The 11,253-nt window shown below is 68.4% G+C and carries 13 protein-coding genes; 8 read left to right on the top strand and 5 right to left on the bottom strand.

What is annotated here, in order from left to right:
- Positions 1–37: 37 nt before the first annotated feature.
- From cas5e to ACIQE0_RS21300, 5 genes are all read left to right on the top strand, one after another.
- Positions 38–796 carry a type I-E CRISPR-associated protein Cas5/CasD gene (gene cas5e, locus ACIQE0_RS21320; RefSeq protein ID WP_402334440.1) on the top strand — a complete coding sequence of 253 codons (759 nt, stop codon included), beginning with the start codon at positions 38–40 and terminating at the stop codon, positions 794–796.
- Complete coding sequence (cas6e, locus tag ACIQE0_RS21315) at positions 793–1,500, top strand: type I-E CRISPR-associated protein Cas6/Cse3/CasE (RefSeq protein WP_402334437.1); 708 nt, start codon at positions 793–795, stop codon at positions 1,498–1,500. The genes cas5e and cas6e overlap by 4 nt, the downstream gene beginning before the upstream one ends.
- 424 nt (positions 1,501–1,924) lie before the next feature.
- A complete protein-coding gene (locus ACIQE0_RS21310) occupies positions 1,925–2,224 on the top strand; it encodes a hypothetical protein (protein ID WP_402334434.1) in 300 nt (99 codons plus the stop codon).
- Entirely contained in the window at positions 2,221–2,544 is a 324-nt protein-coding gene (locus ACIQE0_RS21305) for a hypothetical protein (protein WP_402334432.1), read from the top strand. Before ACIQE0_RS21310 ends, ACIQE0_RS21305 begins: the two co-directional genes overlap by 4 nt.
- A gap of 623 nt (positions 2,545–3,167) precedes the next feature.
- Positions 3,168–4,259 (top strand): hypothetical protein, encoded by a 1,092-nt coding sequence (locus ACIQE0_RS21300; RefSeq protein ID WP_402334429.1) that lies wholly within the window; start codon positions 3,168–3,170, stop codon positions 4,257–4,259.
- A gap of 13 nt (positions 4,260–4,272) precedes the next feature.
- Here the strand turns inward: ACIQE0_RS21300 and ACIQE0_RS21295 are convergent, their stop codons facing one another.
- The 5 genes from ACIQE0_RS21295 to ACIQE0_RS21275 form a co-directional block, all read right to left on the bottom strand.
- Entirely contained in the window at positions 4,273–4,929 is a 657-nt protein-coding gene (locus ACIQE0_RS21295) for an IS630 family transposase (protein ID WP_402334741.1), read from the bottom strand.
- Positions 4,856–5,413: a helix-turn-helix domain-containing protein gene (locus tag ACIQE0_RS21290; RefSeq protein WP_402334427.1), complete on the bottom strand. Its 558-nt coding sequence runs from the start codon at positions 5,411–5,413 to the stop codon at positions 4,856–4,858. The genes ACIQE0_RS21295 and ACIQE0_RS21290 overlap by 74 nt, the downstream gene beginning before the upstream one ends.
- 88 nt (positions 5,414–5,501) lie before the next feature.
- Positions 5,502–6,107 (bottom strand): hypothetical protein, encoded by a 606-nt coding sequence (locus ACIQE0_RS21285; RefSeq protein ID WP_402334424.1) that lies wholly within the window; start codon positions 6,105–6,107, stop codon positions 5,502–5,504.
- Positions 6,104–7,384, bottom strand: coding sequence for a hypothetical protein (locus ACIQE0_RS21280; RefSeq protein ID WP_402334421.1), 1,281 nt, complete (start codon positions 7,382–7,384; stop codon positions 6,104–6,106). Before ACIQE0_RS21280 ends, ACIQE0_RS21285 begins: the two co-directional genes overlap by 4 nt.
- A 3-nt stretch (positions 7,385–7,387) precedes the next feature.
- Positions 7,388–8,086 carry an ATP-binding cassette domain-containing protein gene (locus ACIQE0_RS21275; protein ID WP_402334419.1) on the bottom strand — a complete coding sequence of 233 codons (699 nt, stop codon included), beginning with the start codon at positions 8,084–8,086 and terminating at the stop codon, positions 7,388–7,390.
- Positions 8,087–8,660: 574 nt separating this feature from the next.
- Here ACIQE0_RS21275 and ACIQE0_RS21270 point away from each other — a divergent pair.
- The 3 genes from ACIQE0_RS21270 to ACIQE0_RS21260 all read left to right on the top strand — a co-directional run bounded on the left by ACIQE0_RS21270 (position 8,661) and on the right by ACIQE0_RS21260 (position 11,251).
- A complete protein-coding gene (locus tag ACIQE0_RS21270; RefSeq protein ID WP_402334416.1) occupies positions 8,661–9,761 on the top strand; it encodes an XRE family transcriptional regulator in 1,101 nt (366 codons plus the stop codon).
- Positions 9,762–9,775: 14 nt separating this feature from the next.
- Entirely contained in the window at positions 9,776–10,354 is a 579-nt protein-coding gene (locus ACIQE0_RS21265) for an HD family hydrolase (protein WP_402334414.1), read from the top strand.
- Positions 10,355–10,933: 579 nt separating this feature from the next.
- Positions 10,934–11,251, top strand: a complete 318-nt coding sequence (locus ACIQE0_RS21260) for a hypothetical protein (RefSeq protein WP_402334411.1) — start codon at positions 10,934–10,936, stop codon at positions 11,249–11,251.
- The last annotated feature ends 2 nt before the right edge of the window (positions 11,252–11,253 follow it).

The following is an 11,253-nucleotide window of genomic DNA, read 5'->3' as shown; positions in this document are numbered from 1 at the left end:
CCACGGAGGTGGGGCACATCTCGACGAGGAGCTGTTCTTGCCTGGCATCTTGATCCACCTGTCCGCGCCGTTGCAGTCGTTCGGTGAACATTCGGCGTTCACGGAGCGGGACACACATCCCCGGCCGACGAGGTCGGCGTTGATCGGTCTGATCGCAGCCGCCCTCGGCCGCAGCCGGGAAGCGGACCTGTTTGACCTGCGGAGTCTGCGGTTTACGATCCGCACCGACCGGCCCGGAGTACGGCTGGTGGACTTCCACACGGTAGGCGGGGGCCTGCCCCGAGAGCGGACGGTGCCGTCCGCCAACGGCGACCGCAAGAAAGAAGAGACGGCGACGGTCGTCACCAAGCGGCACTACCTGTCGGACGCCGCGTTCACCGTCGCGGTGGACGGCGACACCGCCACGATCGCCATGGTGACCGACGCGCTGCGGGCCCCGCAGTGGCCCCTGTACCTGGGGCGACGAGCCTGCCCTCCGGCGGGACCGCTGCTGGTCGCCGCGGGCCTGGACGACGCCGGCGCCGCACTGGCCGCCTTCCCCCTGCACCGGAGCCGTCCCTACGGGGCCACCACCGTGGTGGTCGACGTCGCCCACGACCAGCCGCCCACCGACGGGCACCTGGCACGCCACCGGCTGGTGGACGACCCGGTCTCCTTCGACGCCTACCAGCGGGCGTGGCAGGCCCGGACCGAGTACGTCACCACCCTCACTCTGCCCGCCGAACTCTGCGCCGGCCTCGGCACCAGCTGGATCGAAGCACTGACTACCGCCCGCGGACGGGAGACTGCCGCATGACCACGCTCACCACCACGGCGGCGACGACCGGTACCGCGTGGCTGACGCAGCTGCGGCTGAACACCCGCAACCGAGCCACGCTGCGGGACCTCCGCAACGGCAACCAGCTGCACCGCACGCTGATGCGGCTGGTACCAGACGGGCTCGGTGACCAGGCCCGTGCCGCCGGAGGACTGCTCTACCGCCTCGAAGAAGCCGACACCGGCATCACGGTCCTCGCGCAGACCCGGCAGCAGCCGCTCATCGACCGGATCGACCCCGGCTACGCCCGCGTCGCCGTCAAGGACATGGCCGGATTCCTGGCACGACTGCACGAGGGCCTGCACATCCAGTACCGGATCGCCGCCAACGCAGTGGTCCAGTACGGCAGTCTCGCCGACCGCGAACGTGCACGGACCCGGCTCAAGCTCGATCGTCTACCGCCCGCCCGACGCGCGTTGACGGGGGAGGACGCCGACGACTGGTGGTACACCCGCGCCGCCCGCAACGGCCTGAACATCCACACCCTCGCCCCCTCCACCGGCCCCTCCATCGACGTCGTCCGCGAGCACCAAGGCCGCGACGTCGCCCACCGGCACGCGATCACCGTCTTCCAGGGCGACGCCACCATCACCGACCCCGACATGGTGCGCGCCGCGATCCTCAACGGCATCGGCCGTGGTCGGTCATTCGGCGCCGGCTTGCTCAGCCTCGCGCCTACATGACAGACGACAGCGCCTCGGAAACTTCTTGGCACGGGCATCCGACGATCTCCCGACCGCGGGGGATCGAGCCGCTGTTCTCACCGGCCTCACGCGAGGGGGCGTAGCGCTGTCCCGCGCTGGCAGGCATGGAGAGGGCAGCTGGTGCTTTGCGGTTGACGAGGAGATTCTCCATGTGGCCGGCCCGGGCCCGTAGGCCCTGCCTGCACGTTCCGATCGCGTGCCTGCTGGCGGCGAGGTCGCCGGGAGAGAGGACACCATGCCGATCACCGATACCGACATCTCCTCGGTCGGGCCCCGGCTGCGGGCGGCATCTGCGGCCGGGCCGCCGAACTGGCCGCCCTTGATGTTGCTGACGGGGTTGCCGCAGCACCGGAAGTGCGCCCGGCCCGGTCCCGGATCGGGCCGAGGCTGAGAGGATGGGGGCATGAGCGCGCAGACAGTGCATCCCGCCGACGCCGGCCCCCCGCCGCTGCCCCGCACGCAGAACGCTGTGGCCCAGGCCCTGCCTCCGGCAGACCGGATGGAGTTCTACCGGGAGATGGGCGAGGCCGACGAAACCGAGCTGCTGGGCGTCCTGCGCCGCTGGTGGCTGCGGGCCCAGATGTACGCCGACCCGCTGCCGGAGGAGACCCGCACCGCCGTCGAAACCGACCGTGCGCCGGGCCGCTCGGCCTCGGCACTGGTCCGCGAGGGCCTCGCTGCACGTGAGACGAGGGGCCGTTGATCGACGACCAGCTCGGGCCGGATGAGGAAGACGAAGGTGAGGACCGCATCCGGCTCTCGCCGGCCGTCTACCCACTCCTTGGACCCGATGCCTCACCCTCGGTGTTCTCCGCCGTGGCCAACCTGCTCGTCGAGCTCCGCGCCAACCCCGTCCCGCCGCTGGCACAGCCGGTTCCCAGCCGGCCGGGCTGGTTCTCCACGCCGCTGGCCCGCGATATCGGGCTGGCCGAGTACTACGTCGGCGGCACCGAGCCGGAAGCCGACGGGCCAAACATCTACGTGGCCCGGATCGTGATCTCGGACGACTGGCCCGACCTCTGACACAGCCCACAAGGCCAGGCGAGTGGGCAGCACTCCTTTGGGAGCGTCACCGGTCTGGCCTCGACGGCATGACGGTTCAACCGCCGCGGCGTTGCCACAGCATGACCGCACGAAGCCTCACTCAGCTCCACCGCACCGCCCGTACCACAGCCGTGCGGGCGCAGGCCCGGCGCGAGGCCGAAGCCGAGGAAGCACGGCTGCGAGCAGCCCGCCAGCGGCCCCGGCGCCTGGGCAGACCGCGCGGGCCCCGACGCATCCCGCTGTCGGTGCGCATCCTGCCGGATACCGACGCCCAGCTCACCGCTGCCTGCGAGCAAACAGGCCGCCCACCCCAATACCTCGTCGAGGATGCCCTTGGGATCCTGTTCAAAAAGCTCCGGGTACCGAAGGCCCCCGGGGCCAGGAGTTCCGCCGAGCACGCTGCAGCCCCAACCATCTCACGTCAATCGTCCAAGCCGTCCTCACCCTCGAGAGACACCGCCAAAGAAGCTCGCTCATAAGATCATGTAAGCGACTCTCGACCGACCGGTACACAGTCAACCGATCGGGCGGTTGAGCCATCGGGAATCGAGCGAGAACGGGAGTGCGGTGTGAGCGGGGCTAGGGGGCAGGACGGTTCGTCCGTGCCTGAAGAGGAGTGGGAGCGGTTCCTGCGTGAATCGGTGACGGGTGCGGCCGGGGCCCCCGTGGAGCCGTCGGCGCGCGCCCGTGGGGTGGAGCGGCGGCTGCGGGAGGGCTCCGGGCAGCCGGAGAGTTGGCGTACGTATGCACCGGCCCGGCCCCGGCGCAGGAAAGGCTGGTACGTGACTGGGTGGGTGGCGGGCGCCGTCCTCCTGGTCGTGGGGCTCTTCCCGCAGCAGGTCGTCGGCTGGTTCGGTGGCAACGACGGCGGGCAGGACGGGGCGCCGTTGGCCGCCGAGTCGGAGAGTCCACGGGAGGCTCCCGGCGCCGTGCCGACTCTGCGCCCTACCCTCGCTGAACCCTTCCGGGGCTCGCCTGCCGGTCGCTGGGCCGACGGAGCAGCAGGGATCACGGTGCCAGCGGCCGAGGCGACCGGCTGGATGGATGCCGCCCAGGTCGAGCGGGCACTGCGGCAGAGCCGGGACTTCCTGGTGGCTGCGGGGCTCGACTCTCACGTGCTGCGCGGCGAGCGCCCCACGAAGGCGATTGCGCTGCTGAACCCGCACCAGAAGGACGTCCAGGAGTACCTCCGCACCGCACTGTCGTCGACAGCTCCTGCTCCCGAGACCAACCCGCTGCTGTTGTTCAGCCGCTTCCGGCCGGAGCAGACCCGGTTGGTCGGTGACACGGTCAAGACGCGCGGCCGGCTGACGTACCAGGAGGGGAAACGAGGGGCGGTCGAAGTAAGTGCGGACGTCACCTTTGTGTACCCGGTCACCCCAGCAGGCAACGGTGGGCGTGACGCCGAGGTCGTCCGTACGATCGTGCGGCGCAAGATGGTGATGAGCTGGGATAACCCGGCCAAGGTCATCACCGAACCGGGCACGATGTCCCTCGTCTCGTACGCGCTCGACATGACCAACGGCGGCTGCTCCGCCCCGACTGGCTACTTCGTGCCGCCCTTCGGCACGGCCAAGGAGCAGCCCGCCAACGAGGCCCACCAAGTCGATCCGTACGACCGCAGCAAGCCGATCGACGCGGGTAACGGTACGACGGCCACGGGCAGCGACTGTGCGACCGCCACTCGCTCCTAGTAGATCGTCGCGGCTAATGCTTGGGGTAGAGGTGGCGCAGTTTGATGCGTGCATCGTGGGTGGTGAACTGCCAATTCACCTGGCGTTGGTCGGTGTTGGTGGCGTTCTGCCAGGCTGTGAGTTCGGTGTTGAGTGTGTTGAGGTCGTCGATGCGGCGGTCGAGGCATTGCCGGGTGAGTGCGGAGAGTTCGATCTCGGCGATGTTGAGCCATGAGCCGTGTTTGGGTGTGTGGTGGATCTCGAGGCGTTGGGCCAGGGTGAAGGCTTCTTGCGGTTCGAATGCCTCATACAGTGAGGCGATGTTGTGGGTGTTGAGGTTGTCCATCACCAGAACCACGGTCTCGGCGTTGGGGTAGTCCACGTTCAGCAGCTGCTTGACCTGGCCGGCCCAGTCCATGCGAGTCCGTCGGGACAGTGCCTGGGTGCGACGCCATCCGCGTAAGGGCTCGGTCCACACGAAGATGGAGCAGGTGCCGCAGCGGATGTATTCACTGTCCTGGCAGGCGTCGTGACCGGGCCGGGCCGGGAGTGGGTCGCGGACGTGGCCGAGGAGTTGGTAGGGCTTCTCGTCCATGCACACCACCGGACGTGCCGGGTCATAGGGCCGGGCGTAGACGGCCAGGACGTCTTCCATCCGGGCTGCGAACTGTGCGTTCGCCCGTGGCGGGATGGTCCAGCACTTCTTCAGGTGAGGGCGCAGTTCCGTTTTTTAAGATCCGCCCGATGGTGGAGTGGTCCAGGCTGGGGATGTCCTCGACCAGTGCGACGTGCTTCTCCAGCAGTCGCAGCGACCACCGCGCATGACCCTGGGGCGGCTGGGAGCACGCCATCGCGATCAGCCGGGCTTCGACCTCACCCGTCACCGGAGAGGGAACCGGCGGCAGGTCACGCTTCTTCCGCGCGATCGTGGCGTGAACATCGCCACCGGTCTCGGCAAAACGCTTGGCGACCAACCGCAATGTCTCACCGGAGACGCCGAGCCGAGTCGCGATCACCTCTTTGGAATCCACCTCACCCACTGAGGTGTCCAGCGCAAGCAGCACCCGCGCACGCATGATCATCGAGGCCCCACGAACACCCGTCGTGGTCACCCGAACCAATTCCTCACGATCTTGCGTGGTCAACCTGACTGGCCGCTTCTTCTGCGAACCCATGACAACAGTCCTGTCTGGCAAAAGGGTTGAAACTTTTCAGATGTCAGTCTCCCAATCAGTCATGCCACAACTAAGCAGCGACGCGCCACTAGCTGGTACGTGCGAGGGGGTTGAGGAGTGGTCGGTTGCGCCATAGGACGAGTGCGCATCCTGCGGCGAAGAGGAAGGCGGCCTCGCTGATGCCGAGGAAGGACGTCGCGTCCTGGATGGGCCATGCCCACGGTTGGGCGGAGCCGCCGGGTCGCCGGCCGGCGGCCGCGCAGGCCAGTGGCAAGGCGGCGACGCTGATCATGGCGATGCCTGGGCCGAGCAGGGTGCGCACGATGAGGGCGCAGCCGAGGAATCCGGCACAGTTGCGCGCCAGCGAGACCGCTTCGGGGCGGTCCCAGATGAGATGGACCGTGGTCGCCAACACGATGGTGAGGGTGGCGAAGGCAAGGCACAGCGCGAGGTTGCGGCGTCCCGCGTGGCGCAGGGCGACCTCCTCGGCGAAGGCGTCGCCGCGGTCGATGCCGTGCAAGAGCAGGGCGACGGGCAGAACTCCCAGGATCTGGGTGACCAACAGTTGCCCGGAGGGGCCGACGACAGCCGGGACGGGGATGGCTTCCTGCCGCACCAAGATCGCCACGACGTAGGCGGTCAGAGTGGCCGCCGCTACCGCGGGAGCGCTCTTCGTCTTGAGCCACCAGATCACCGTGCGGCCTCCTGGGTCTGGGGCGAAGGGATCGGAGCTGGGTGGGTTGTGCAGTCGTTCAGGGCCCGGTTGTTGTGCTTGAACCACGCCAGTTGTTGGCCCAGCGGTGCTTTACGTACTCGGGTGGCGACCGCGCTGTCCTCGGGCCCGAAGCGTCCGGCGACATCCTGGGCGTCGGCGCCGGCGGTCAACGACAGCCATGCCGCCGTCGGTGCGTAGGCGTCGCCACCGGGGAATTGTTGGGATTCAGCACAGGCCGGCGAGTTGGAGGTCAACAACGCCCCGGCAACTGCCGTACGCACCTGCGACGGTGAGGCGTTGACCCACGCGCCCATGAACACGGCTCCGCGTCGGGGGCTGTTGCTGTCCATGGTCAGTTCGGTGGGGACGGTGAGGCCGGTCTGCTGCAGGCGGTGCAGGGCGTCCGAGGCGTTCTCGCGGACCATGGTGGTGTCGCTGGCCTCGGGCCACAGGCAGATCCGCGGTTGTTCTCCGGCGCAGCGCAGTTGCTCGGCAGAGCGTGCGTTGACAGGGTCAGCGGGCAGTCCGTAGGCCAGCCATCCGCTGGTGATCAATCCAACTGCCGCTGCTGAACTGGCGAGGATGATCCGTGCGCGTCGCGTCAGGGCGGTCAGTGCTGCCACGGCGGCGGCGATCACACCGAGGGCCAGAACGAGGGTACTTGAGGCGGCTTGCCAGCTGGGTGTCTGGTCCAAGGTGCAGCAGGCGGTCATGCCGCCAGTGACCATGTGCCGCAGCCACAAAGGCTCCAGTGCTGCCGGGTACGCGGTGAGCACGAAGCTCAGCAGGAGGGCCAGCGGCGCGCCGATGACCAGGGGCAGCCGCTTGCCGAGGAGGAAGCCCGCGAAGGAGTGGGCGGCCAGGACGATCAGCCAGACCGCGACCATGCCGACGGGTGGCATCCCGCCTGAAGGGTGGCCTTCGGAGATGGTCAGGGCCGAGGCGACGGCCATGCCGATGGCGCCCAGGGCGAAGACCGGCACGAGCAGTGGTAGGGCTACGCCGAGCCCGGAGCGGGTGGGTGCCCAGTGCGTCACTGCACCGCGTGTGCAACGGGCGCCTTCCCAGGCGCCGGCGGTGGCGCATGCCGGGGCGACGAAGTGCAGCGCGAAGGTGGCCGATCCCAGGGCGCTGGGCCAGTAGCCCGAAGTCACGTTGGCGGTGAGGTCCTTCGACAGCAGTACCGCGATGAATGCTGCTAGGAGGGGCGCCAGCCATGTGGCGGAGGAAGAGCGGAGGATGGATCGCCACAGCACGGTTCACACCTCCTTGGCGATGAGCCGTGTGTAGGCGGCTTCCGCGCGCCGTCCTTCGGGGGTGCCGGGGTCGGCCAGTGCGAGGAAGCCGTCGGTGTCGCCCTGGAACCGGACCTGCCCCTGATCGAGGATGACGACGTGCTCGTACAGGGCGTCGAGGTCTTCGGTCTGGTGGGTGGAGATGACGACGTGGATGTCGCAGAGAAGCTGTGTGACGAGATCCCGGAAGATCTGGCGCTGTGAGGGGTCCAGTCCCGCAGTGGGTTCGTCGAGCAGCACGATTTCGCTGCTATGGGCGAGAGTTCCGGCGATGCCCATCCGCCGAAGCTGTCCGCCGGAGAGCTGGTGGCTCTTCCGTTCTGCCAGGCTGCCGAGCTTCACACGCTCAAGCGCGCCTTTGGAGGCGTCCCAAGCGTCGGTTCGGGACATGCCCTTCAACCAGGCGATGTACGCGACGTTTTCGCGCACGGTGAGGCCGGGCATCGGCTTGACGTTCTGCGGGAGCCATCCAACCGCCTTGCGGTAGCTGGCCCGTGTCTTCGCGCGGGAGGGGTTGATGCCGCGCCAGGTGACCGAACCTCGGGTTGGGGATATCCAAGAGGCGGCGATGCCCATGAGGGTGGATTTCCCTGCACCATTGGGTCCAAGAAGGACGGTTGCTCGGTGGTCGACGGTGAGGTTGAGCCGGTTGAGGACAGGCACCTTCCGACCGTATTGGAAGGAGCATTGGGTGAATTGCAGAGACATGCCATCCTTGCTTCTACGGGCCGCATGAAAATGGCCGGGAGCAGAGTTCGCTCCCGGCCGACTTCATTGTTGCATTACCAAGTCATGGTGACGGGCTTGGCGTCGAGGAGGTGGCGCTGACTCCTCGCTCACGTAGAGGCGGCCGTAGCGGTCGGCGCGGAAGACACGGACCTTTGGGTATGCCGTCCTGCTTGCTCCGGAGACGCTCGGGGTAGTAACAGGCAACGATCTCGCGGGAAGGCGCGGCCCCGGGGCGTCACGCGGTCCGGCCGCAGGAGGAACAGCATTCACAGCGCATCTCTCCTCATCGGGGGTGGGAGGAGCCCTGTCCGCCCTCTCGGGGGATAGCGACGGTCAGGGCCGTACGCCGATCGGGGCACATGCGGATGGCGACCGACCCGGCGGGAAACCACTCCCAAGGCCGGGCGCCGGCCTGGAAGTTGCCCCATCCCGAACGTAGGGTCGCGACAAGCGCGGTAGGACTGACTACCAGTACGTGTTAGGTGGCAGAGCGCACCCGGGGGCCCTCATGACTGCCAGACCAACCAGCAGCAATCGCGCAGCTTCAGGCGCCGTCGCCGGCTTCGTGCTGCGCCTGACCAGGGAATCCATCTCCCTCACCCAGACAGCCATGGCCGAAGCCCTCAGCGTCGACCTCGGCACGGTGCAGGGCCGCGAGTCCGGACGCCGCCCGCTGGCCAATATGAAGGCCGGCGCGTTCCTCGACCTCAAGCGGCGACTGCTCGCCCTCGGCGCTGACCACGCTGCCCTGGGACTGCTGGGCGCTGCCATGGACGCCGACCGCATCATCGACGCAGGCCTTGCCCCGCCCGAGAAACTCGATCTCCACCCTCTCGCCGCGTGGGTCCACACCCGCAACACCGCCCACATGATCGCCTGGACGGTCAACGGCACCCCGCCAACGGCCTTACGCGGCCGGAGCCCCTCCCGCCGCGGCCCGGTGGCCACGGCACCCCTGATGGGCGCCCAGGACCGCGCCGCCTTCTTCGCGAATCTGCGGGAAGCCGTCGACGCCGCCGACGGCGGGGACAGCCGCGCGCTGCTCCGCCGCCAGGCGCTCTACCTCACCTCCTACGACCGCAGCCCCGAAGTCAACTCCTGGACCGCCCACGCCCTCCACGCCCGCCGAGGAATCACCTCCGCCCAGGGCGGCTCCCCGGGCTGGGCCGAGGCCCGCTCCACCGCGACCGCCCTCGCCCGCCGCGGCGACCCGGTCCCGCTCCTGGACTTCATCGACCGCGCCATGGCCGACGACGACGCGGCCGAGGCCGCCAACCTCAACTACTGGGCCTACTGGATGGGCGCCCTGCGCGAACCGCAGGCCAACGACCGCTTCATGGCCGACCGCGCCCTGACCGGCTGGGACCCGGTCACCCTCCACCGCGGTCTCGCCCGCGGCTTCGTCGAATCACCCGGCTACGTGGACCTCTACGCCCACTCCTTGTGGGCACTGCTCACCGCCCATCCCTGGTTGCCGCAGGCATCGCCAGCACTCGCCCACTCCCTCGCCGGCCGAGTGGCGCGGATACTCGATGACGGAGTGATCTCCTCACGATCCCGCCGCGAACTCGGCGCCGTGCACTACGTTCTACGCGATCAGCAGCATTGAAACCGGAGGGCACCATGGCGGACGAGACGACCAACGCGCGGGGCACGGCTGGATACCTTCTGGAAATGGGCATGCTCAAGCGCGCCAAGCGCACCGGCTGGTGGATCGCCGGCGTCAAGGACCCCGAGAGCATCGCCGAACACAGCTTCCGCGTCGGCGTCATCGGTGCCGTCCTGGCGATGATGGAAGGCGCCGACCCTGCCAAGGTCGCCCTGATGTGCCTCTTCCACGACACCCAGGAGACCCGCGTCGGCGACATCCCCCACATCGGCCGCCGCTACGTCGAAGCCGCCTCCAACGAGAAGGTCACCGCCGACCAGGTCTCCGCCGCCCACCCCGCGGTCGCCGCCGGCGTCCAGCGCGTGGTCGAGGAGTACGAGAACGGCGACTCCCTCGAAGTCGTCGTCGCCCACGACGCCGACAAGCTCGAATGCCTCGTCCAGGCCGTCGAATACCGCGAACAGGGCTGCGCCAACGTCCAGAACTGGATCGACACCAGCGTCGCCAAGCTCAAGACCGCCTCCGCGCAAGCCCTCGCCGAGGCCGCGCTGAACATGTCGTCGATCGAGTGGCAGAAGACGTACCTGGCCTGACTTGAGCCTGCTCTCCTGTGGCGGTTCACGTAAAGGACCGTTGCGGTCACGACCACACCCGCCCTGCATGCTCGGCGCTGTCTGGAATGTCGGGTTCTGGGCGCAGCCCGAACCCGACACATTCCAAGGGGAGTTCGGGTGGTTGACGCGCGGCCGAGCCAGCAGATGTGAGACCTCGGCGTCTTCCAGCACGGCACCGGCATCCTCGCTGAACCGGCCCGCGCCTTCGACCTGCCCGCGGAGCGCGACGAGGCTGAGCACGTCGGTGGTCCGGCCCGCTGCCTTTCCCGCCTCGTTGCGGGAGTGTCCGTAGCCGGTGTCGTGCTCGGGGAAGGGGAGTCCGAACGCTTCGTACCACTCGTCGGCGGTCCAGATCTGTTCGGTGCCGGCCACCCCGGCGATGTGGTCGTCCTGTACCCGGGTGAGGTGCCAGACCAGCCAGGCAAGGATCTGGCTCGTGTCAATCGTCGACGTTTTCCAGCCAGAACCCACTGTGCCGCAGCCATCCTGTCTGTCCCATAGCGGTGATCATGTGATTATTTCGCCGACGAGTTCGATCAACACGGGGAATACAGGGTTATGTCCAACGGCAGTATCTCGGTCTCACCCGAGGAACTGAGAGCGGCGGCCGGCGCGGCCGATGCCATCAGTCAGGATCTGCAGGGGCCCATAGCGGCGGCCAAGCGTGATATCGAAGCGGCCGGTACGGCGCTGAAGACCTGGCACATCGGCCCGGACATGGAGCGGGTGGGCCATGACTGGGGTACAGCGCTGGATGAGCTGAGCAAGCGGATCGGCGGCGGTGACCCCAAGAGCGCGGCGTCCCGGCTGCGGCGCACCGCCGACGGGCACGAGTACAACGAAGACCTCACGGCTCAGTCGTTCCGGGTGCGGTGACC

It is taken from the genome of Streptomyces sp. NPDC093097 (assembly GCF_044754325.1).
GTDB lineage: Bacteria > Actinomycetota > Actinomycetes > Streptomycetales > Streptomycetaceae > Streptomyces.
The sequence above is the reverse complement of the archived record's forward strand: the minus strand, read 5'-3'. Positions and strand labels throughout refer to the sequence as shown.